Here is a 22,042-nt window from a genome sequence, read left to right as displayed (position 1 = left end):
GGTAGTGCGAGGCCCAGAGCAGCTGGGGTTTGTCTTCCATCAGGCCGTCGATGGTCAGGTCGCGGACGTAGCCCATCAGTTCAGAGGCCTGTTCGCGGGCGCTTTGGCAAGGGATACCGGGTTCGATGCGGAAGAGGGGATGGGTCTGGTTATCACCTTGGTAGAAGGTGGTTTTGCCGACTGTGAATTTGGTTTCTTCGGTGGCCATTGGTTGATCTCCCTGAAGTTGTAGCTGCCTGGGCTGGCCCAATCGCTCGCAAGCTGGGGACCCGAAGACGAAAGCGTCAGACCAGGCAGGATCATGATGCGAGTTAATGCAGCGTCTGCGGATCGGCTGGTGTCTGGATTTGAACCAGCGCTGATTCGAGCAATTTGCGCAGGGTTTCCAGCTCGTGCATTGACGTCATGATCAACAACGACACGGGTGACTTGGGCTGCATCAACATCGCCTGCTGGGCAACAACTTCCGCGCAAAGTGCGTAGTCAGCCGCCATCATCAGCGTGTCTTCGAGGGAGTGGAGATTGTGGGGCGGGTCTGGAACTATTTTTAACATTGGACTGTGTTCTCGATGGGGCCACCGCCAGTCCGCTGTCAAACGGAGTGGTGGCAGCTGTGCATGGGTTGACAGACCGGCGAACACAGAAACCGGCGCACGCGAGCGTGCCCCATACACAACCGCCATGAACGGCTGTGCGCTGTATATCGTCGCGGCCTGTCAAAGCCGGTCGTTGATGTGCAACGACCCACCGAGCCTAAAACTCAGAAATAACAACCGCAACGGAAAACAGGCGTCGACAGTATCTTTGGGAAGGGTCCTACAAGAAAGGGGCTAAATCTGATTTCTTTAGCCGTTAGACGTAACAGCATGTATCGAAGACTGTCCCAAAAATGATCAGGCCCGTAGCCATGCCCCGATAGTTAACAGTACTCTCGAAATACACACCTACTACCGCAAGGACCGATCAAATGACTCAACCACCGGATGGATTACCGATTTACCGGGTGCTGACCGGCCCCGACGATGCCTCCTTTTGCCACAGGGTCAGTGATGCCTTGAAGCTGGGCTATCAACTCCATGGCGGGCCTGCACTCACGTTCAATGGAAAGGACGTGATCGTAGCGCAGGCTGTGACTTGGCCAGGTGCCCACTTAGCTTCGTCTTCATAAATGGTTGATGGTTATCGGGAAGCAGTAGGGGTCGTCAAATGGAACAGTCTTGCACCACGTATTACCTGGAAATGGCCTCGGCATCCGAGCTGCAGGCAAAGCCCCAGCCTCACGACCTCCAGATCATCGAATGTGAAGTGCCTCAGCCGGAACTTAATCGGTTTCTCTACCAGCTGGTTGGCACGCCTTGGGAGTGGGGCGATCTTGATGTCTGGACGCTGTCTGACTGGCAGGCACTCGTCGAGCAGGATTGCCACCGTACCTGGGTTGCCTATCACCGGGGTGCGATAGCGGGCTATTACGAGCTTTATCGCCCGGATGGGCGTAACAGCGAAATTCGCTACTTCGGGCTGGCACCTCAATTCCTGGGGTGTGGTTTCGGCGGAGCGCTGTTGAGTCACGCTATTCAGACCGCTTGGGCGTGGCACGGTACAGAGCGGGTTTGGGTACATACCTGCACATTCGACCATCCTGCCGCGCTGAGTAACTATCAGGCGCGTGGATTCCGTATTTTCAAGCAGGAAGAGACGGAGCCCAGTGGGTGAGCTGGGGCCGCTTTGCGGCCCATCGCGGATAAATCCGCTCCTACAGGGGGAGCGGGGGCGGGCAGGTTAGCGCCGGTAGGCCTTGCCGAAGTGTCGCTCAAGCCGTGCCTGCACCAGCTCCAGCAGGATCGACAACACCCAGTAGATCACCGCCGCCGTGGTCAGCATCTCCAGGTATCGGTAGCTTGAGCGCCCATACGACTGCGCCAGGAACATCACCTCCCAAACCCCCATCACCGAGATCAGCGACGAGTCCTTGAGCATCGAGATGAACTGGTTGGCCGTAGGCGGAATGATCACCCGCATCGCCTGGGGCAGCACGATGCTGCAGAAGATCTGCACCGGCCGCATGCCCAGCGCCAGCGCCGCTTCGCGCTGGCCGCGGGCGACGCCGAGGATGCCGGCGCGGAAGATCTCGCTCAGGTACGCACCGTAGTTCAACGACAACGCGATGATGCCGGCGCTGATGGCGCCGGGTACCAGGCCTAGCTGCGGTAGCCCGAGGTAGATGAGCAGTATCTGGATCAGCAGCGGGGTGCCGCGGAAGAACGAGGTGTAGAAGCTGGCGATGCCCACCAGCACCGCGCTGTTCGACAGCCGCGCAAGCGCCGCGGCAAAGCCGAACGCCACCGACACCACCATCGAGCACAGGCACAGGAACAGGGTCAGGGCCGCGCCCTGCAAAAAGCCGTTGGGCCCGAGCTTGAAGCCGGCGAGGTTGGGGAACTTCTCCAGGATGATCGCGAACTTCAAATCGAAGCTGAGGAAAAACGCCACAAACAGGGCGAACAGCGCCAGCCAGGTCAGGTACAGCCGGGTGCGAAAGCCGAACAAGCCGGCAACCGTGGCGCGGGCCACGGGTTTGGGGGCAGGGGGGAAGGTGCTCATTTGCTGATGTCGGCGCCAATCCATTTCTGCGAGATCTGCGCCAGCGTGCCGTCAGCCTTCAGCTCGGCGAACACCTGGCGCACCTTGGCATCCCACTCCGGGTCGCCTTTTTCGATGGCCACCGAGTTTGGCTCTTCATACAGCGGGGCGCCGGCCAGCTTGAAGCGGTTGTCCTGGTCCAGGCGCGGCTTGGCGGTCACCAGGTTGGTGAGGATGGCGTCCAGGCGCACGCCAGCACCCAGGCCCAGGTCCTGGAAGGCGACGTTGTCGGTGTCGTAAGGGGCGATCTGCACGGCCTCGAACGGGTAGTCGATGTGGCGGTCTTCGGCGCCTTCGATCACCAGGTTCTTGTTCAGGTAGCTCTCGTAGCTGGAGGCGGCGGTCAGGCCGACCTTGCGCCCGTCCAGGTCCTTGGCGGTGTGGATGCGCTCATCCTTGGCGTTGACCACGATGACGGCGGGCGAGGCGTAGTACTCCACCGGGAAGGCGAACACTTCGGCGCGGGCCTTGCTCGGGGTCATCGAGCAGATGCAGATGTCGTAGCGCCCGCTCCAGCGGCCAGCGGCGATCACGTCCCACGACGGGGTTTCCAGGCGCAGCTTGACGCCGAGCTTCTGCGCCACTGCCTTGGCCACGTCCACATCAAAGCCGTCGAGCTGGTTTTGCGCGTTGAGGAACGAGAACGGTGGGTAGCTTTCCATCAGCACGTTTACCAGTTCCTTGTTCGTCTCGACACGCTCAAGGGTGGTGCCGGCAAAGGTTTGGGTAGCGGTGGCGAGCAACAGGAGGCTCGCGCCGAGCAGGGCAGGGATGCGCATGTAAACACCTGAAAAGTTGGCAAAACGGGACAGTAGGTATTAAATAGTTATAAATAGATCGTACATAATGAATTTTATTCATAAGCACCTTTAGAGACGTTATATGACACAGCGAGCGGTGGTGGTACTGGACGGTGGCATGGGGCGGGAATTGCAGCGCAGCGGTGCGCCGTTCCGGCAGCCCGAATGGTCGGCGCTGGCCCTGAGTGAGGCCCCCGAGGCGGTAGTCGGTGTGCATGCGGCGTTCATTGCCGCCGGTGCGCAGGTGATCACCAGCAACAGCTATGCGGTGGTGCCGTTCCATATCGGCGAGGAGCGGTTTGCCAAGGAGGGCCTGCAATTGGCCACGGTGGCGGGCCAGCTGGCACGTCGGGCGGCCGATGCCAGTGCACAGCCGGTGCAGGTGGCAGGGTCGTTGCCGCCGCTGTTCGGTTCCTACCGGCCAGACCTGTTCCAGCCGGAGCGGGTGGCCGAGGTGCTGACGCCGCTGTTGCAGGGGCTGGCGCCGCATGTGGACCTGTGGTTGGCAGAGACCCAAAGCGCCATCGCCGAGGTGCGGGCCATTCACAGCCATCTGCCAGCGGACGGCAAGCCGTTCTGGGTGTCGTTCACCTTGCAGGACGAAGACGTCGACGCCGTGCCGCGCCTGCGTTCCGGCGAGCCGGTGGCCGATGCCATCGAAGCGGTGGCAGGCCTGGGCGTTGCGGCGGTGCTGTTCAACTGCAGCCAGCCTGAAGTCATCGGTGCGGCGCTGGATGTGGCGCGCTCGGTGATCGAAGCCCGCCAGGCGGGTATCGCCATCGGCGCCTACGCCAATGCCTTCCCGCCGCAACCGAAGGAAGCCACCGCCAACGATGGCCTGGATGAGCTGCGTGAAGACCTCGACCCGCCGGGCTACCTGGTGTGGGCCCGCGACTGGCGTGCGCGTGGGGCGAGCCTGATTGGCGGCTGCTGTGGCATCGGCCCGGAGCACATCGCCGAGATCAAACACGGCCTGGTTTGACCGCCCACGCTGGCGACTTTCAGGCACGCGTGCCAACAGGATTCGGTTTATAACAAGTCGTTTCCAAAGCACAGGCAAAGTGTGCAAGCGGTTTCTTTGCCCGTTTCACGCATTGGTCTAGTCTGGTTTGACGTCTGGTGGGAGATGGGACGAGGGCCGCAATGAGACTGTACGACTTCATCGAGAGCGATATGGAGAGCATTCTCCAGGCTTGGGAAGATTTTGCACGTTCGGTCGAGACAGATTTGCCCACGCAGGATTCAACCGGTCTCAGAAACCATTCCGAGAAGATTCTGCGTTCCGTTGCCGCCGACATGCGCACTGCTCAAACCCCTTATCAACAGGCCGAGAAAGCGCAAGGCAGGGGCCCTCAGCAGTCCAGTGACACGGCAGCCCAGTCCCATGCCGTCACTCGCTTGATTGCTGGGTTTTCCATGGATCAGATGGTCGCTGAATACCGGGCGTTGCGCTCCAGTGTTCTTTCTCTATGGCTGGCACAAGAAACCCTGCGCGATGCGCATCACGTTCAGGACATGATCCGGTTCAACGAGGCGGTAGACCAGGCGCTGGTCGAGTCCGTTGCAGCCTACGGCGCCGCTGTGGAATCAACCCGAAAAATGGTATTGGCCGTACTTGGCCATGACCTGCGCTCGCCCTTGGGCGCGGTGCTCATGGCGGGCGACCTGATCCTGCACCAGGATGATTCAGGTGAGAAGGTGAAGCTGCTTGCGTCCCAGGTTTGCAACAGTGCTCGCCGGGCCAACAACATGGTCAACGACCTGTTGGATCTGGCGCGCTGCAATCTGGGTACGGGCATTCCGGTGCACCCGCAGCAGGTGGAACTGAATGCGATCTGTCGTTCAGTCATCGACGAACTGCGCGCGGCGTCCCCTGAGGCGAGCATCGTGTTGAAGGAGGCCGCGTCAATTACTGGCCAGTTTGACCCAGAACGGATGGCCCAGGTGTTTTCCAATCTGATTGGCAATGCCCTGCGCCATGGCGATGCGACGCTTCCAATCCATGTCTCCCTGGCCCATGAAGCCGGTGTTCCCCGTGTCAGCGTACACAACTCGGGGGCGCCAATTCCCGAAGAAGTGATGCCTTATCTGTTCAAGCCGGAAGGCAGGTATTCCAGCTATGCGGAGGGCGAAAGGGGCTCAGCTGCCGGGCTTGGGCTGGGCCTGTTCATCGCGGCCGAGATTGTCGCCAGCCATGGTGGCAGGATTGAGGTCGCGTCAACAGCGGAGCAGGGGACGACATTCGAGGTCATCCTGTCTACCGTTTAACGCCCCTTACCTGATCAGAACACCGACCAGCCGATCCGTGAACTGAGCAGCTCCAGCGCCGCCATCCCTGCCAGGGAGTTGCCCGCCGCGTTCAGCTCCGGCGACCACACGCACACGGTAAATTGCCCCGGCACGATTGCCACGATCCCGCCACCCACACCGCTCTTGCCGGGCAACCCGACCCGGTAGGCAAAATTGCCGGCCTCGTCGTACAGCCCGCTGGTGGCCATGATCGAGTTCACCTGCTGGGTCTGGCGCCGGCTGAGGATCTGCTCACCGCTGTGCTTGCAGAAGCCGTCGTTGGCCAGGAAGCAGAAGGCTCGCGCCAGGTCCAGGCAGCTCATTTGCAACGCGCAATAACTGAAGTAGCTGCGCAGCACCGTCTCGACTTCGTTATGGAAGTTGCCGAACGACTGCATCAGGTAAGCCATGGCGGCGTTGCGCGCGCGAAACTGGTATTCCGAATCGGCGACGCGGGCATCGATCGCAATGTGGGGGTTGGCCGACAACCGGCGGACAAAGTCGCGCATCGACAAGGTGGGCGCGGCAAAGCGCGACTGGTTGATATCGCAGATCACCAGCGCGCCGGCGTTGATGAACGGATTGCGCGGCCGCCCACGCTCGAACTCCAGCTGCACCAGCGAGTTGAACGGCTGGCCGGAGGGCTCATGGCCCAGGCGCTCCCAGATGGCTTCACCGGAGTGGCCAATCGCCTGGACCAGGCTGAACACCTTGGAAATACTCTGCACCGAAAACGGTACCAGGGCGTCGCCTGCGCAGTAGTGGCTGCCATCGTTGCCATAGACGGCAATGCCCAGCTGATTGGCTGGCACGTCGGCCAGCGCTGGGATGTAGTCAGCCACTTTGCCCTTGCCGATCAAGGGGCGCACTTCGTCGAGAATCTCGTTCAACAGCGTTTGCATGGAAGGCCTTGTTATCAGTCCCCGGACGACAGCGAGGGGGTTGCGCTTGTGACGCAGACTGAACAAGAGAAATCACACACCCGCAAATGAAATGTCGCAGTGGCCCCTCCGGCAACCCTCTTAGTGCGAATGCCGCGGCATCCCGCCTTCCCGGGCGATCACGCGCATGTGCAGGGTCGCCGGCTCCAGGCAGCCACCGGTGGACAACTGCCCCACGAGCTGGCGGTAGAGTTCCTGCCAGGGCGTCTGCGAAGCCGGGATATTCGGCTTCCAGGCGGCGCGGCGGCGGGCCACTTCCTCATCGTCCACCAGCAGGTCGACGCGGCGCTGGTTGAGGTCCACGCGCAGCCAGTCGTTGGTCTGCAACAGCGCCAGGCCGCCGCCGACCGCCGCTTCCGGCGACATGTTGAGGATCGACGGGCTGGCCGAGGTGCCGCTCTGGCGGCCATCGCCCAGGCAGGGCAGCGAGTCGATGCCTTGCTTGATCAGGGCGGCCGGGGGCGCCATGTTGACCACTTCGGCGCTGCCTGGGTAACCCACGGTACCGGCGCCGCGGATCACCAGGATGCAACGCTCGTCGATGTCCAGCGACGGGTCGTCGATGCGCGCGTGGTAGTCCTCCGGGCCCTCGAACACGATGGCGCGGGCCTCGAAGCTGTTCTCCTTGCCGGGCTCGGCCAGGTAGGTCTTGCGGAAGGCCTCGCCGACCACCGACATCTTCATGATCGCGCTGTCGAAGAAGTTGCCGCTGAGCACGATGAACCCTGCACTGTGCTTGAGCGGTGCGTCGAACGGCAGGATCACCTCGCGGTTGCTGGTGACCGTATCGCTGACCACCTCGCCGATGGTCTTGCCGCTGACCGTGGCGCAGGCCTCGTGCAGGCGCCCGGCCTTGCGCAGTTCATGCATCACTGCAGGCACGCCGCCGGCGCGGTGGAAGCCTTCGCCCAGGTACTTGCCGGCTGGCATGCAGTTGACCAGCAGGGGCACGTCTTCGCCGATGCGCTGCCAGTCGTCCAGCGACAGCTCGATGCCCATGTGCCGGGCGATGGCGATCAGGTGCGGCGGGCAGTTGCTTGAGGCGCCCAGTGCCGAGGCCACGGCAATGGCGTTTTCGAAGGCTTCGCGGGTCATGATCGCGGACGGGCGCACGTCCTGCAGCACCAGTTCGCAGATGCGCCTGCCGGTCGCATAGGCCATCTGCCCACGTTCGCGGTAGGGCGCGGGGATGCTGGCGCAGCCCGGCAGCGACATGCCCAGGGCTTCGGCCAGGGCGTTCATCGACAGCGCCGTGCCCATGGTATTGCAGTGGCCCACCGACGGCGAGGCGGCCGTGGTCATTTCCATGAAGCCTTCGTAGTCGATTTCACCCGCAGCCATCAGGTTGCGGGCATGCCACAGCACCGTGCCCGAGCCAATCAGCTGGCCTTTGTGATGGCCGTCGAGCATCGGCCCGCCCGACAGCACGATGGCCGGCAGGTCGGTGGTGGCGGCGGCCATCAGGCAGGCGGGGGTGGTCTTGTCACAGCCGGTGGTCAGTACCACGCCGTCCAGCGGGTAGCCGTGGAGGATTTCCACCAGGCCCAGGTAGGCCAGGTTGCGGTCCAGGGCGGCAGTGGGGCGGCGGCTCTGCTCGGCGATCGGGTGCACCGGGAATTCCATGGGAATGCCCCCGGCATCGCGGATGCCGGCCTTGACCCGCTGGGCCAGTTCGATGTGGTGGCGGTTGCAGGGGGTGAGGTCGCTGCCGGTCTGGGCAATGCCGATGATCGGCCGGCCCGACTGCAGTTCGTCGCGGGTCAGGCCGTAGTTCATGTAGCGCTCGACGTACAGCGCGGTCATGTCGGCGTGGCTCGGGTCGTCGAACCATTGCTGGCTGCGCAGCGGGCGTTTCGCGGTATCGGTCATGTCATGCTCTCTTGTTGTTTTAGCGATGCAGCAGGCCGCGGGCGGCCAGGTTGCGCATCATCGCGCCAAGGCCAAAGGTCCATGGCGTTGCCTGGTCGCTGGTGGTGACCTGGTTGTGCAACTGGCCGAGCAGGGGGCTGGCGATGCGTACCCGGTCACCCAGTTTGTGGGTGAACCCGGCGCCCGGCTGGTCACGGTCCTCGATGGGGGCAAACAGCGTACCAAGGAACAGCAGGAAGCCGTCGGGGTATTGATGGTTGGCGTTGAGGGTCTGGCGCACCAGGTCTTCAGGGTCGCGGCTGATCTGGTCCATCGAGCTGCTGCCGACCAGGCGGTAGCCGTCCTCACCCTGGACCTCCAGGTCGACCACGCAGTGGCGCACCGCGTCCAGGTCGAAGGTGTCGTCGAACAGGCGGATGAACGGGCCGACGGCGCACGAGGCGTTGTTGTCCTTGGCCTTGCTCAGCAACAGCGCGCTGCGGCCTTCGAAGTCGCGCAGGTTGACGTCGTTGCCCAGGGTGGCGCCGTGGATGCGCCCGCGGCTGTCGACCGCCAGCACCACCTCGGGCTCGGGGTTGTTCCATGCCGAGCCGGGGTGCACGCCGATCGCACTGCCGCTGCCGACGGCGGCCAGCACCGGGGCCTTGGTGAAGACTTCGGCATCCGGCCCGATGCCCACTTCCAGGTATTGCGACCACATGCCTTGTTCGATCAGCAACGCCTTCAGGGCCATGGCCTGTGGTGAGCCGGGGCGCACTGCGCGCAGGTTGTTACCAATTACCGAGTGCACGGTGGCGCGCACCGCCTCGGCCTTGCTGGCATCACCGGCTGCCTGCTCTTCGATGACCCGCTCGATCATGCTGGCGGCGAAGGTCACGCCTGCGGCCTTGATTACCTGCAGGTCAACCGGTGCGAGCAGGTAGGGCTGGTTGGCGTCGAACGCTTCACCGCTGTTGGCCAGCAACGCTTCCAGGCTGCCCAGGAAGCGGCCCGGGGTGCTGCGCACGGCGTGCAACGGATCTTCGCTTTCCAGCAGCTGGCTGAGGGTGGCGAAGCGTTCGGACAGGTCGAACACCCCGTCGGCGCGCAAGGTGATCGGCGAGGGGCCGCCGGGCTCGCCGGGGGCCCAGGCGCGGCCGATCAGGGTGCCGGTCAGGCCGTCCGCAGGCAAGGTGTTGGCGGGAGTGAGGGTCATCGGCATGGCATCGCAATCTCTCGGAACGTGAGAGCTGCACGCTAGGCAAGCGGCGCGATAAACTCCAATGGCTTAATCTCACTATTCAATAACAAGCGGTTATCGCAGCGACAGGGGCTTGCATGTCGGACCTTTCCTTTTCCCACGTTTGCAACTGGCTCAAGTTCCGCCATCTGTTGCTGATCGAGACCCTCGGGCGCACCCACAACATGCACGTCGCGGCGCAGCAGATGAACCTGACCCAGCCGGCGATCAGCAAGATGCTCAAGGAAATCGAGCACCTGCTCGGTTTTGCCCTGTTCGAACGCCTGCCGCGCAGCATGCCGCCCACGGCGCTTGGCGAGCAGGTGCTGCGCTATGCCCAGGTGGCCTTGAACGATGCGCGCAACTTCGTCGACCAGATCGACAGCCTGCGCCAGGGCGGGCACGGGCAGTTGAAGGTGGGCGGCATTTTCGCCGCCACCGCCGTGGCGTTGCCCGATGCCATCGTCGCGATCAAGCAGCGCAAGCCGCTGCTGGCGATCGAGGTGGTGGAGCAGACCAGCGACCACCTGATGGCCATGCTCGAAGACAAGCACCTGCACCTGGCCGTGGCGCGCTTCACCGACGTGTCCCAGCACCAGCGCTTCGACTTCCAGCCGCTGGCGCCGGAACCGTTCTGCTTTGTGGTCAACGATCAGCACCCGCTCAGCGCTGCCGGGCCGGTGACCTTGCCGCAGTTGCTGGAGTGGCCATGGATTCTCTACCCCAAGGGCACGCCCATTCGCGGGCGCATGGAGCGGGCCTTCGCCGAGGCTGGCGTTGCCGTGCCGCGCAACACCATCGATACCATCTCCATGCAGACCTTCCTCAAGGTGCTGCTGGGCGGGCCGATGATCGGCATGTTGCCCCAGGCGATGGTCGAGCCGCACCTGGCAAGTGGGGTGCTGGTCAACCTCGACACCCCGCTGCACCTGGCGCCGCAGGACTACGGCATCCTCACCCGCAAAGGCGAGCCGTTGAGCGGGGCGGCGCTGGAGTTCGCTGAAATCCTGCTGGCCCACGCGGGCCGAGGGGAAGGGGAGCGATAACGCGGCGTTATCGGATGATCGATAAATGCCATTGGGAAAGCATCGCAGAGCCGCCTAGATTAGCCCCCCATGTCTTTCGCAATGCCGAGGAATCATCCATGACGCCCCACGCAGGCCAGCAATTCATCGGCGGGGTTCGCCGCGCCACCGGTCAGGCGGCCTTGTACAGTGTCGATGCGCGCAGCGGGCAGCCACTGCCAGGCGCGTTCTACCAAGCCAGCGACGAGGAAGTCGATGCCGCAGCCCAGGCCGCTGCCGCTGCCTATCCTGTGTACCGGGCCTTGCCCGCCGCCCGCCGCGCCGAGTTTCTCGACGCAATCGCCGATGCACTCGATGCCTTGGGTGAAGACTTCATTGCTACCGTATGCCAGGAAACAGCCTTGCCGCCAGCCCGTATCCACGGCGAACGGGCGCGTACCAGCGGCCAGCTGAGGTTGTTCGCCACGGTGTTGCGCCGCGGTGATTTTGTCGGCGCGCGCATCGACCGTGCGCAGCCTCAGCGTACCCCGCTGCCGCGCCTGGACATCCGCCAGTGCCGCATGGGGCTGGGGCCGGTCGCGGTGTTCGGTGCCAGCAACTTCCCCTTGGCGTTTTCCACGGCCGGTGGCGACACTGCCGCGGCGCTGGCCGCCGGCTGCCCGGTGGTGTTCAAGGCCCACAGCGGCCACATGGCCACGGCGCAGTGGGTGGCCGAGGCCATCGTCGCCGCCGCCGAGCGTTGTGCGATGCCGGCCGGGGTCTTCAACATGATCTACGGTGGCCGGGTCGGCGAGGCGCTGGTCAAGCACCCGGCCATCCAGGCCGTGGGCTTCACCGGTTCGCTCAAGGGTGGCCGTGCCCTGTGCGACATGGCGGCGGCGCGGCCGCAGCCGATCCCGGTGTTCGCCGAAATGAGCAGCATCAACCCGGTGCTGGTGCTGCCCGGGGCGCTGGCCGAGCGCGGCGAGGCCGTGGCCCGCGAACTGGCGGCTTCGGTGGTGCTGGGCTGTGGGCAATTCTGTACCAACCCGGGCCTGGTGCTGGGGGTGCGTTCGCCAGCCTTCAGCGCCTTTGTCGAGCACCTCACTGCGCAGATGGCCGAGCAGCCGCCGCAGACCATGCTCAATGCCGGCACCCTGGCCAGCTATGCCCACGGCGTGGCCACGCTCAAGGCGCAGGCCGGCGTGCGCCTGCTGGCCGGCGCCGAGCAACAGGGCAACCAGGCCTGGCCGCAGCTGTTCCAGGCTGATGCGCAGTTGCTGCTGGCTGGCGAAGCGCTGCTGCAGGAGGAAATCTTCGGCCCGGCCACTGTGGTGGTCGAGCTTGCCGACCAGGCCCAGTTGCTGGCTGCGCTACAGGCGCTGGGCGGGCAACTGACCGCCACGCTGATCGGCGAGCCAGGCGACCTTGCGCACGCTGCGCCACTGGTGGCGTTGCTGGAGCAGAAGGCCGGCCGCGTGCTGGTCAACGGCTACCCGACCGGTGTCGAGGTGTGTGACGCCATGGTCCATGGCGGCCCGTTCCCGGCCACCTCCGACAGCCGTGGCACCTCGGTCGGCAGCCTGGCGATCGACCGTTTCCTGCGCCCGGTGTGCTACCAGAACTTCCCCGATGCGTTGCTGCCCGAGGCGCTGCGCGACGCCAACCCGCTGGGGCTGCTGCGCCTGGTCGATGGCCAGCCCAGCCGTGACCCGATTCGCTGATTACCGCTGCTGATAGTCACCCGCCGGCTGCGCATGCACCCGGTGGGCTTCCAATAACAACAATCAGGCATGCACGACATGCCAAGAGGCTTGGCCATGGCTCATCACTCTGTCGCCCCCACCCACGATCAGGCGTTCGAAGACCGCACCTACCGCAAGGTCATCCTGCGTATCCTGCCGATCCTGCTGCTGTGTTACATCGCCGCCTACCTTGACCGGGTCAATATCGGCTTTGCCAAGCTGAGCATGCTCGACGACCTGCAGTTCAGCAACACCGTCTATGCCCTTGGCGCCAGCGTGTTCTTCTGGGGCTACTTCCTGTTCGAAGTGCCCAGCAACCTGCTGCTGCATCGCTATGGCGCACGCTTCTGGATCGCACGGATCATGCTGAGCTGGGCAATCATCTCGATGGCGGTGGCGTTCACCCAGCCGTTGGCCGGGTTCTTCCACATCGAGTCCAGCACCATGTTCTATGTGCTGCGCTTCTTGCTGGGCATCTGCGAGGCCGGGTTCTTCCCCGGCGTGATCCTCTACCTCAACTACTGGTTCCCGACCCATCGGCAGAGCCGGGTGATGTCGGGCTTTCTGATGGCGATGCCGGTCAGCCTCACCCTGGGTGGCGTGCTGTCGGGCTGGCTGATGACCCGCCTGGATGGCTGGCATGAAATGGCGGGCTGGCAGTGGATGCTGCTGATCGAGGGCGTGCCTTCGGTGATCATGGCCGTGGTGGTGTTCACCTGCCTGTGCGACAACATCGACAAGGCCGCCTGGCTGACGGAGGCGCAGAAGCAACTGCTCAAGGCCAACCTGCAACAGGAAGCGCACGGCAAGGTCTCGCGCTTGAGCGAGGTGTTCTTCAACCCGCGGGTGTGGTTGCTGGTGCTGATCCTGCTGACCTTCAACACTGGCTTCTATGGCCTGGCCTTCTGGATGCCGTCGATCATCAAGAGCGCGGGCGTGACCAGCACCCTGCAGATCGGCTTGCTGACCGCCATTCCCTACAGCGTGGCGATCATTGCCATGTTCCTCAACGCTCGCCACTCCAACCGCACCGGCGAGCGTCGCTGGCATGCCGCGATTCCCGCGTTCATCGGTGGCTGCGGCCTGATCCTCAGCGCTGCGTTCGCCCATGACGTGACGTTGTCGATCCTGTTTCTGACGGTGGCGGCCTCGGGTGTGCTGAGCCTGATGCCGATCTACTGGACGCTGCCGGGCACGGTGTTGTCGGGTGTCGCGGCGGCGGCGGGGATCGGCATGATCAATGCCATCGGCAACCTGTCGGGCTTCACCGGCTCGATGATCACGGCGATGGCGGAGACCCTGACCGGCGACATCAACAATGGCACCTATGTGCTGGGCCTGTGCCTGTTCGTCAGCGGCTTGCTGATCCTGGCGATCCCCGCCGCCATGCTCAAGCGTTCCGGCGCTGCGCCGCGCCAGCAGCTCGAACTGGAAGCGGCGTAAGCGGCGCCCCTCACAAGGTGGTGGACCTGCCCATGCGGTCCAGCTCGAACACCTTGCTGCGCTGCAGGCACTCGCGCAGGTAGCGCGCCGCCGGCCCAGGCTGGCGCTTGCGATGCCACAACAGGTCTACCCCCACCAGCCAGTCGGTGTGGGGGTAGGCCTCCAGTTGCAGCTCCACCAGCTGCCCGCTGTCCAGCTCTTGCTGCACCAGTTGGCGCGGCAGGGTCGCCCAGCCAAGCCCGCCGCGCACCATCTCCACCAACGCCAGGTAACTCTCCGCCCGCCACAGCTGCCCGGCCCGCAGGTATTCGCTGCTAGGCAGCTTGTCGGCATGGGCGAAGAAGGCCAGCCGCCGATGGGCGTTGAGGTCGGCAAAGCTCACCGGGCTCTGCCGCGCCAGGGCGAACCCGGGGTGGCAGACGTGGGTCATGATCAGCTTGCCCAGCTGCTGGAAGGCCAGCTCCGGCGGGTAGTGGGGCTGGGCGAAGCTCACCCCCAGGTCCGCCTCGCCGGTCAGGATCATCTCGCTGACATCGCCGTGCAGCGGGTGGCGGATCAGCAGGTCAACAAAAGGAAACGCCGCGTCAAAGCCCTTGAACGGCGGTATCAGCGGCCCATAAGGCACCTCGATCGCCAGGGTCAGCGCGGCTTCCACCTGGCCGGCCAGGCTGTCGGCGCTGCCCTCCAGGGCATAGCAGCGCTCAAGGATGCCCTCGGCGCGCAGCAGCAGTTTATGGCCTGCGGCGGTCAATGCCGGGATGCGGCTGGAGCGGTCGAACAGTTGCACGCCCAGGTCGGTTTCCAGGTTGCTGATGGCCGCGCTGACCGTCGACTGGGTGCGCCCCAGTCGCCGCGCTGCGGCCGAAAACGAGCCAGCCTGCACAGCGCTGACGAACACTTGCAACTGCTCCAGTGAAAAGCGCATCACCTGATCCTGTTCACGGCTCGATCCATCGATAGTAACGATGGTTAATCATTTGCTCCATCGGTGTTTTCACAGGAATCTTCACTTCGACATCGGCGACAGCTGCCACGCGTCCCTGCGCTGCATGTCACTCCGGGCGCCTTCAACAATAAAAAGAGCCGCACTTCAGGAGATTCACGACATGAGCCAACCTGTTATCCATCCCGTGGACGAAGTACTGCCTGCGCGGCAGCTGTTCACCTTCGGCCTGCAGCATGTGCTGGTGATGTACGCCGGTGCCGTTGCCGTGCCACTGATTCTGGGCAGCGCGCTGGGGCTGACCCAGGCCCAGGTGGTGACGTTGATCAATGCCAACCTGCTCACCTCGGGCGTCGCCACCTTGCTGCAAACCCTCGGGCTATGGCGTTTCGGCGCACGCTTGCCGTTGATCCAGGGCTGCTCGTTCATTGCCTTGGCGCCGATGATCATGATCGGCAAGGCGTTCGGGCTACCTCACGTGTTCGGTGCGGTGATCGCGGCCGGTGCGCTCACCATTGCCATCGCGCCGCTGTTCAGCCGTTTGCTGCGGTTCTTCCCGCCAGTGGTGATCGGCAGCCTGATCACCGTCATCGGCATTTCGCTGATGCCGGCTGCGGCCATCTGGCTGGGGGGAGGGCAGCCAGGTACTGCGGACTTCGGCAAACCGGCCAACCTGATGCTGGGCGTGGCCACGGTGGCCCTGACGCTGGTGATCCACGCACGGTTTCGTGGCTTTATCGGCAACCTCAGCGTGCTCCTGGGGCTGATTGCCGGCAGCGTGGTGGCCGCGGCCTTTGGCATGACCGACTTCAGCCGGGTAGCCGATGCCGCGTGGTTCGAGCTCAGCGCGCCGATGGCGTTCGGCGTGCCGCAGTTCGCCTTCACCCCGGTGCTGATCATGCTGCTGGCGATGCTGGTGATCATGGCCGAGACCACCGGCAACTGCCTGGCCATTGGCAAGCTGACCGGCAAGCCCACCGACCAGCGCACCCTGGGCAACGCGTTCCGCGCCGATGGCCTGTCGACCCTGCTGGGGGGCCTGTTCAACAGCTTTCCTTACAACGCGTTTACGCAAAACACCGGCCTGATCGCGCTTTCCGGCGTCAAGAGCCGCTTCGTGGTCGCCGCAGCGGGCGCCATCATGGTGTTGATGGGGCTGTTCCCCAAACTGGGCGCGCTGATCGCCAGTGTGCCCACGCCTGTACTCGGTGGCTGCGCCATCGTGATGTTCGGCATGACCACGGTGGCGGGCATCCAGGAACTGGCCCGCGTGCGCTTCGAGGGCACCCGCAACGGCCTGGTGGTGGCGGTGTCGGTCAGCATCGGGGTGTTGCCGATGTCGATGCCGGCGCTGTTCGAGCATGTCAGCGGCCCGCTGAAGCTGGTGCTGGAAAGCGGGATCTTCCTTGCCGCCGTCAGCGCCATCCTGCTCAACCTGCTGCTCAACCGTGAAGCCGAACCCAGCAGCCAGGACGCTATCGATACCCCCCTGGCCCAGTGAGCCTGCATTTTCCTGCGCGCCAGCTGGCGCGCTTTCAACTGCCGTTCAAGGAGTAACAGCCATGACGTTCACCCGCCCCGGCGCCGACTTGTCCGAGTTGGACCTGGCCCTGCTGCGCGAGTCGATCCGCCTGTCCGAGCAATCGCGCAAGGACGGCCGCCACCCATTCGCTGCCCTCGTGGCCGATGCGCAAGGGCAGATCATCGCCAGCGCCGGCAACAACTCCATGCCCCCGGAGGGCGACCCCACCCAGCATGCCGAGCTGGTCGCGGCGGCCCGCGCCGCCAAGCGCCTGACACCGGAACAACTGGCCGGCTGCACCCTGTACACCAGCGCCGAGCCCTGCTGCATGTGCGCTGGCGCGGTGTACTGGACCGGGATTGGCCGGGTGGTCTATGCGTTGTCGGAGCACGCCCTGCTCGGGCTGACCGGTGCGCACCCGGAAAACCCCACCTTTTCGCTGCCGTGCCGCGAGGTGTTTGCCCGCGGTCAGCGCACCGTGCAGGTGCATGGCCCGGTGCTTGAGGAAGAGGCCGCGGTTGCTCACCAGGGCTTCTGGGCATGAACGGTGGCGTCTCGGTGCATGTTGTCGACATTGCCAGCGGGCTTGCCGCGCAAGGGCTGCGCCTGAGCATCGGGTTAGCGGGCGGCGCGCCGATCGCGCAGGGCATCATCGATGCGCGCGGCCAATGGGCGGGGCTGGCTGAATTGAACGCGCTATTCGGGGTGGGCGTCTATGAAGTGCGTTTGCAGGTGGCCCGGTTTTATCGTGAGACAGGTACGCAGCTGCCTGAAATACCCTTTCTGGATGAACTGGTGTACCGCTTCGGTATCGGCGATGCGCAGGCGCACTATCACTTGCCATTCAAGATCACCGCCTGGGGCGTCAGTTGCTTTCGCGGTGGCGCTTGAACGGGCGTGTAGGCATGCCTGATGACTAAATCAGCAGCGATTCATCCTCTTTCTGCTGCTACCAAGCGCTGCATGGCTTATCCTTGCGCCACGCAATCAACGTAGAAGCAGTGAATTAACGATGGGTTTTGAACAACTAGCTGAGTTACGTGACCGCCTGCGGTCTGAAAAAGAGCAGCAGGCAAAGGCCGAAACCCCGCGCCCTGCCAAGCGCAAGCCCGCCCCGCAGGCCAAGGCGCGTGAGCAGGACCCGGCGGTGGAAGCCATCTGGCCACTGCAGAAGCATTTCCCGTTGGCCTTCCCGGTCAACCCGGCCCCCAAGGTGCCGCTCAAAGAGGGCATCTTCAAGGATGCCGAGCAACACCTGGAGCTGCTCGGCATCACCGTTGAACAGCTCAAACTGGGCATTTCGACCTGGTGCCGGGGCAACCGCTACTGGGCAAGCATGGTGGAAGGTGCGCCGCGCCTGGACTTGAATGGCCAGCCCGCAGGCGTTGTCACCGCCGGCCAGGCGCTGTATGCCAAGCAGCAGGCTTCGCGGCAGCGTGGCAAAGGCCGCAAGGACCGTGCGAAGGCAAAAGCGGCGGCACCGGCCCCGGTCGCCGAAACCGCAGTGGAACAGCCTGCGGACTGAGCCCAGTCGCGCTCGGCCCTGCGCCATCGAGTCTGATGGCGTTGGGGCCTGGGCGTCTGCCCGTCAGGCTGCCCCCTTGGCCTGCTGCTCCAGGTGCACCTGCAACGCCGGGTCAATCTGCAGCGCGCTGGCCAATTCATCAAGGTAAGCCCGCTCAGCGTCCTGCTGGTCATCCACCAGCATCACGCTGGCCAGGTACATTTCCGCGGCCATGGCCGGGTCTTTCGCTGACTGCGCCACCTCGGCTGCGTCGAGTGGCTTGCTGACTTCTTCATCCAGCCATTGCTGCAGTTGCGGGTCGCTGGTCTGACGTTTGATTTGCGCGTAGATCAACTGTTCTTCCTGCTCATCGATGCGCCCGTCAGCTTTGGCAGCAGCAATCAGTGCGCGCAAGATTGCATGGCTGTGATCCTCGGCCTCGGGGCCGGACAGTTGATCGACCGTACGCACCGCCTGTTGCGGGGCTGCCGCCTGGTTGCGCTGCCAGCTTTGGTAGGCCTGGAACGCCATCATGCCCAATGACGCCAGGGCTGCGTAATTGATGCCACCTGCGGCGCGCCCCTGGGAAGCGCCGCCAGCGCTGCTGCCACTACTGCCACCCAACAAGCCGCCCAGCAGACCACCCAGGCCATTGCCGCCGCCCGTTGCGCTACCGCCGCCAAGCAGGCCACCCAGCAAACCACCCAAACCGCCCAGGCCGTCTTGCGAAGCCATGCCGCCGCTGCCTTGTTGCGCTTGTGAATTCTGCCCGGCCCGAAGTAGCTGTTCGAGTAAGTCACTGGTGTTCATGGCGCTAACCTCGATCGGTAGTCGTTGCCCAGACAAGCAACGATAGTCCTCTGAAGGTGATGCGCCATGACCGTCTGGCTGACGGACCCTGGCGGGCATCGAGCGGAAATGGATTGGGAGCCCACGCAAATCTGCAATAGGATGGACCCCCTCAACCCACATTGCGCAATGGCAGCAAGCCTATCCATGGAACGAAAAGCAAACCTGTCATCCGCGTCTGACTGGGTCATACGCAGCGCCACGCCCGGCAGCGTGGAGCGCATCGAGGCGTGGTTTGGCGGCCATGGCTACGACCCACATCGGCACGATACCTACTCGATAGGCCGAACCCTTGCCGGCGTGCAGAGCTTTCACTACAAGGGGGCGCTGTGCCACGGCGTGCCGGGCAACACACTGGTGCTGCACCCGGACGAAGTCCATGACGGCATGGCCGGCACGGATATCGGCTTTCGCTACCGGATGGCCTACATCGACCCTTCGCTGATCCAGAACGTGCTCGGCGGCGAACCGTTGCCTTTCATTGCCGGCGGACTGTCCAGCGACCCGCGCCTCTATCGCGCCAGCGAGGCCTTCGTGCAGGCATTGGATCATCCGCTGGAAACACTGGAGGAGCAGGACGCCGTCTATGACCTGGCAATGGCGCTGCGTGCCGTCGGCGGCAAGCCACGTGGCCGCAAACGCCTGGACTACCGCTCGGCCGAGCGTGCCAGGGCGTTCATCATGGAGCACCTTCAGCACGGCATCACACTGGAAATGCTCGAACAGGCCAGCGGGCGTGAGCAATGGAGCTTGTCTCGGGACTTCCGGGCGCTTTACGGCACCAGCCCATACCGTTTTGTCACGCTACGGCGGCTGGACTGTTTTCGCCGGCTGATCCTAGATGGCTTCACCCTGGTCGATGCCGCCCTCGCTGCAGGCTTCCACGACCAGAGTCACATGACCCGACACTTCACTCGCACCTACGGCGTGCCGCCGCTGCGCTGGCTGGAACGCTTGCGGCCTGCCCGCTGACTTGCAGGATCGTACAAGAGACGCGTGCTTTGCGTTCGATAGGCTGATCGCTCTAACAGCAGAGGATCTGTCATGACCGACTTACACCCGCAACACCCATCGCAACCTGTGAACTTGGCTCACAAGGCTGCACTGATCGAGCATCAGTGGAGCCCAAGGGTGGTCGCGGAAATGAACGACTACCAATTCAAGGTCGTGCGCATAGAAGGGGAGTTCATCTGGCACTCGCACCCCGAGACCGACGAAGCGTTTCTGGTGCTTGAAGGCACCTTGCGTATCGATCTGCCAGAGGGCTGCGTGTATGTGCAGCCGGGTGAGCTGTATGTCGTGCCACGGGGGGTAGCGCACAGGACAGCGGCACAGGCGGAAACGACACTGATGATGATCGAGCCACGAGGCGTTTTGAACACCGGTCATGAAGGAGGGGATCGAACGGCGGTGAATGACGTCTGGATCTGAGTTGACGTTGTATCGATGTGCGCTTTGTCGCGATAGCGGTAGCTCACGACCTGACGGTGCATGCCTTGGGTTTTGCGCGGTGCTCGGATGTGTTCGCCGTGAAATACTCAGCGCCTATGAGATCGAGCGCCGCCCGCGCGGTGCATCGCGGATAAATCCGCTCCTATGTATGGACTCGCCCACACTGACTAGCTGCTTTTGAACATCGGAACCCGGTTGCATCTATGTATCAGGCCTGTTCGAGGAAGCTTTTTGCTTCTGGCCAACATTGTGGTGAGCTCGCGGAACCGTATTCGGAGCCAAGGGTTTATACCCGTATGAAGAGGTTGTGGATTTCATGGTTTTTGAAACACTGGAGGAGGATCGTCGCTTTGGGCTGATGGTTACCACTGGGTACAAAGCCGGCCTACCGCTGATAATGCTGCCTGCGGAGAGCCATGCAGGATGCCTGGGTCTCAGCAGGGAGTGGGTTGTGGCAAACTGGGGCAGGTGGATCTATCCGGACTGTGAAATCTCGAAGGTCCTTGTGATTGATGGCTATGAGCCCGGCTCACACGCCGGGTTGTTTGATTGACTATCCGAGCCATTGAGTGGTTGGTGTCGTCCCCGTCATGGCTTGACTGCAACCGAAGTACGTACCGAGGTGTCAGTGGCAACCCTCCGTTTTGGGAATTCGATTCATGCAGACAACTCACCTCGACTCATTGCGCACGGCTATCCGGGAGCGGTCTGTGGTGGTCCCCTCTCCGTGGATACGTACGACTACATTTGCCGTTGCGGGCTTGATGGAAGTCGGCTTCAGTCGTGAGTCTGAACATCTCCTCATAGTTTCCAGCTCTGGCCGAGGTGTCATTGATTGCGTGCGCGGGGAGAAGATTGCGAGGGATTATTCGGAAGAGCCGAGAACTGACCGCTATCTGGAGTGCCAAGGCATAGGTCCGCTTTCGGACAAGTCAATTCGCATGTCCGGTATGAGTGGTGGTGGCCTCGCATCAGGTACTGTAGATGGGTGGGTCACCGAAACCGTCTGTCTGGATTGGCCCGATCATCATCTGCTATTGGTTGAACCAGGTTCCTGGTTGTACGGCGCACGTTACAACCGCCCATCGAACTTTCATAAATTGGCCATAGAGAGCGAGTTGAGAGCCTTCGGTTTCTCGTACTCAGGACTGACCTTGGTCATAGCAACCGCCAGCGATGTAAGCATCTTCCGACGTGAGCACGCCTGACATCGCTAAACGCGTAAACCTGTGTTGGATGCATCCCCCTTGGACACTGGTTTCTGGAATTGATGAGAGACCGCTGTCGCCCCATTGCAGTCGTTTGGCATGTGGCTAAAATCGAGCAAAAATATACGGCCATCGATAAGTGAGATTTGATGTTTACCTGCCCATGCTGCGGATATGGAGTCTTCGAGGCCCCCCCAGGGTCATACGAAATCTGCCCAATTTGTTTCTGGGAGGATGACGTCTTCCAACTCTACTACCCTCACCAGAAAGGTGGCCCGAATAGATGTAGTTTGATTGAGGCGCAGGTGAACTTCTTCCAATTCGGTGCCTGCGAGCGAGGCATGTCGAAGAATGTGCGAGTGGCTAGCCATGGCGATGTGCGGGATGGCGAGTGGTTCCCTCTCTGGGCTCGCCGAGTTGATATCCCAGATGCCGAGTCCGGCAACCAACATTCTCAACATATGCAATCGAAGTACGACCTCTACTATTGGCTGCGGACCTAGCAGCGTGAATTGGCGTAAAAAGTCCGCTTTGGATCCAGGCTGTGTGAAAACGCAGTAAATACATCGAAAATTCAGAGTCGAGCTGACTGCCTGTGGAATCAGCACGCGAGA

The 22,042-nt window shown here is 63.0% G+C and carries 23 protein-coding genes and 1 pseudogene; 15 read left to right on the top strand and 9 right to left on the bottom strand.

Annotation, left to right across the window (positions count from 1 at the left end; translation table 11 throughout):
* Positions 1-208: DUF3077 domain-containing protein (locus F6X59_RS23465; protein ID WP_152958393.1), on the bottom strand; the 208-nt coding region annotated here is incomplete at its 3' end.
* A gap of 103 nt (positions 209-311) precedes the next feature.
* Positions 312-554 carry a hypothetical protein gene (locus F6X59_RS23460; RefSeq protein ID WP_152958392.1) on the bottom strand — a complete coding sequence of 81 codons (243 nt, stop codon included), beginning with the start codon at positions 552-554 and terminating at the stop codon, positions 312-314.
* A gap of 413 nt (positions 555-967) precedes the next feature.
* On the opposite strand from F6X59_RS23460, the gene F6X59_RS23455 reads away from it, so the two are divergent.
* Together F6X59_RS23455 and F6X59_RS23450 are read left to right on the top strand one after the other, a co-directional pair.
* Complete coding sequence (locus F6X59_RS23455; RefSeq protein ID WP_152958391.1) at positions 968-1,168, top strand: DUF1737 domain-containing protein; 201 nt, start codon at positions 968-970, stop codon at positions 1,166-1,168.
* A gap of 38 nt (positions 1,169-1,206) precedes the next feature.
* Complete coding sequence (locus F6X59_RS23450) at positions 1,207-1,713, top strand: GNAT family N-acetyltransferase (protein ID WP_152958390.1); 507 nt, start codon at positions 1,207-1,209, stop codon at positions 1,711-1,713.
* Between the two features lie 66 nt (positions 1,714-1,779).
* On the opposite strand, the gene F6X59_RS23445 is transcribed toward F6X59_RS23450, so the two are convergent.
* The gene (locus F6X59_RS23445) at positions 1,780-2,601 is read right to left on the bottom strand and encodes an amino acid ABC transporter permease (RefSeq protein WP_152958389.1); all 822 of its coding nucleotides are present in this window, start codon (positions 2,599-2,601) and stop codon (positions 1,780-1,782) included.
* Positions 2,598-3,419, bottom strand: a complete 822-nt coding sequence (locus F6X59_RS23440) for an ABC transporter substrate-binding protein (protein WP_152958388.1) — start codon at positions 3,417-3,419, stop codon at positions 2,598-2,600. The genes F6X59_RS23445 and F6X59_RS23440 overlap by 4 nt, the downstream gene beginning before the upstream one ends.
* A 103-nt stretch (positions 3,420-3,522) precedes the next feature.
* Between F6X59_RS23440 and F6X59_RS23435 the strand changes: the two genes are divergently transcribed.
* Both F6X59_RS23435 and F6X59_RS23430 read left to right on the top strand, forming a co-directional pair.
* Complete coding sequence (locus tag F6X59_RS23435) at positions 3,523-4,422, top strand: homocysteine S-methyltransferase family protein (protein WP_152958387.1); 900 nt, start codon at positions 3,523-3,525, stop codon at positions 4,420-4,422.
* Between the two features lie 161 nt (positions 4,423-4,583).
* A complete protein-coding gene (locus F6X59_RS23430; RefSeq protein WP_152958386.1) occupies positions 4,584-5,708 on the top strand; it encodes a sensor histidine kinase in 1,125 nt (374 codons plus the stop codon).
* A gap of 14 nt (positions 5,709-5,722) precedes the next feature.
* Here the strand turns inward: F6X59_RS23430 and glsB are convergent, their stop codons facing one another.
* The 3 genes from glsB to F6X59_RS23415 form a co-directional block, all read right to left on the bottom strand.
* Positions 5,723-6,631: a glutaminase B gene (gene glsB, locus F6X59_RS23425; RefSeq protein ID WP_103446817.1), complete on the bottom strand. Its 909-nt coding sequence runs from the start codon at positions 6,629-6,631 to the stop codon at positions 5,723-5,725.
* 120 nt (positions 6,632-6,751) lie between these two features.
* A complete protein-coding gene (locus F6X59_RS23420; protein WP_152958385.1) occupies positions 6,752-8,539 on the bottom strand; it encodes an IlvD/Edd family dehydratase in 1,788 nt (595 codons plus the stop codon).
* Positions 8,540-8,558: 19 nt separating this feature from the next.
* Positions 8,559-9,740, bottom strand: a complete 1,182-nt coding sequence (locus F6X59_RS23415) for a fumarylacetoacetate hydrolase family protein (protein WP_152958384.1) — start codon at positions 9,738-9,740, stop codon at positions 8,559-8,561.
* Between the two features lie 116 nt (positions 9,741-9,856).
* Here F6X59_RS23415 and F6X59_RS23410 point away from each other — a divergent pair, with 116 nt between their 5' ends.
* The 3 genes from F6X59_RS23410 (at position 9,857) to F6X59_RS23400 (ending at position 13,950) form a co-directional block, all read left to right on the top strand.
* Complete coding sequence (locus F6X59_RS23410; protein WP_152958383.1) at positions 9,857-10,804, top strand: LysR family transcriptional regulator; 948 nt, start codon at positions 9,857-9,859, stop codon at positions 10,802-10,804.
* 98 nt (positions 10,805-10,902) lie between these two features.
* Positions 10,903-12,486, top strand: coding sequence for an aldehyde dehydrogenase (NADP(+)) (locus F6X59_RS23405; RefSeq protein WP_152958382.1), 1,584 nt, complete (start codon positions 10,903-10,905; stop codon positions 12,484-12,486).
* Positions 12,487-12,564: 78 nt separating this feature from the next.
* Entirely contained in the window at positions 12,565-13,950 is a 1,386-nt protein-coding gene (locus F6X59_RS23400) for an MFS transporter (protein WP_372240500.1), read from the top strand.
* Between the two features lie 10 nt (positions 13,951-13,960).
* Here the strand turns inward: F6X59_RS23400 and F6X59_RS23395 are convergent, their stop codons facing one another.
* The gene (locus tag F6X59_RS23395) at positions 13,961-14,875 is read right to left on the bottom strand and encodes a LysR family transcriptional regulator (RefSeq protein WP_152958379.1); all 915 of its coding nucleotides are present in this window, start codon (positions 14,873-14,875) and stop codon (positions 13,961-13,963) included.
* Positions 14,876-15,056: 181 nt separating this feature from the next.
* Here F6X59_RS23395 and F6X59_RS23390 point away from each other — a divergent pair, with 181 nt between their 5' ends.
* The 4 genes from F6X59_RS23390 to F6X59_RS23375 all read left to right on the top strand — a co-directional run bounded on the left by F6X59_RS23390 (position 15,057) and on the right by F6X59_RS23375 (position 17,940).
* A complete protein-coding gene (locus F6X59_RS23390) occupies positions 15,057-16,394 on the top strand; it encodes a nucleobase:cation symporter-2 family protein (protein WP_152958378.1) in 1,338 nt (445 codons plus the stop codon).
* 61 nt (positions 16,395-16,455) lie between these two features.
* On the top strand, positions 16,456-16,959 hold the full coding sequence (locus tag F6X59_RS23385; RefSeq protein WP_152958376.1) for a nucleoside deaminase: 504 nt from the start codon (positions 16,456-16,458) through the stop codon (positions 16,957-16,959).
* A complete protein-coding gene (locus F6X59_RS23380; protein WP_152958374.1) occupies positions 16,956-17,306 on the top strand; it encodes a hydroxyisourate hydrolase in 351 nt (116 codons plus the stop codon). Before F6X59_RS23385 ends, F6X59_RS23380 begins: the two co-directional genes overlap by 4 nt.
* 121 nt (positions 17,307-17,427) lie before the next feature.
* On the top strand, positions 17,428-17,940 hold the full coding sequence (locus F6X59_RS23375; protein WP_152958372.1) for a ProQ/FinO family protein: 513 nt from the start codon (positions 17,428-17,430) through the stop codon (positions 17,938-17,940).
* Between the two features lie 63 nt (positions 17,941-18,003).
* Here the strand turns inward: F6X59_RS23375 and F6X59_RS23370 are convergent, their stop codons facing one another.
* Entirely contained in the window at positions 18,004-18,729 is a 726-nt protein-coding gene (locus F6X59_RS23370) for a tellurite resistance TerB family protein (protein WP_152958370.1), read from the bottom strand.
* Between the two features lie 186 nt (positions 18,730-18,915).
* Here F6X59_RS23370 and F6X59_RS23365 point away from each other — a divergent pair, with 186 nt between their 5' ends.
* The 4 genes and pseudogenes from F6X59_RS23365 (at position 18,916) to F6X59_RS23350 (ending at position 21,931) form a co-directional block, all read left to right on the top strand.
* Positions 18,916-19,740 (top strand): AraC family transcriptional regulator, encoded by an 825-nt coding sequence (locus F6X59_RS23365; RefSeq protein WP_152958367.1) that lies wholly within the window; start codon positions 18,916-18,918, stop codon positions 19,738-19,740.
* Between the two features lie 72 nt (positions 19,741-19,812).
* A complete protein-coding gene (locus tag F6X59_RS23360) occupies positions 19,813-20,199 on the top strand; it encodes a cupin domain-containing protein (protein ID WP_152958366.1) in 387 nt (128 codons plus the stop codon).
* 292 nt (positions 20,200-20,491) lie between these two features.
* Positions 20,492-20,773: pseudogene (gene imm45 / locus F6X59_RS23355) on the top strand (Imm45 family immunity protein); the annotation flags it as partial.
* 804 nt (positions 20,774-21,577) lie between these two features.
* Positions 21,578-21,931, top strand: coding sequence for a CPCC family cysteine-rich protein (locus F6X59_RS23350; RefSeq protein ID WP_152958364.1), 354 nt, complete (start codon positions 21,578-21,580; stop codon positions 21,929-21,931).
* Positions 21,932-22,042 lie beyond the last annotated feature (111 nt).

It is taken from the genome of Pseudomonas sp. MN1F, assembly GCF_009391885.1.
GTDB lineage: Bacteria > Pseudomonadota > Gammaproteobacteria > Pseudomonadales > Pseudomonadaceae > Aquipseudomonas.
Note: the sequence above shows the minus strand (reverse complement) of the source record. Positions and strands in the feature narration are given on the sequence as shown.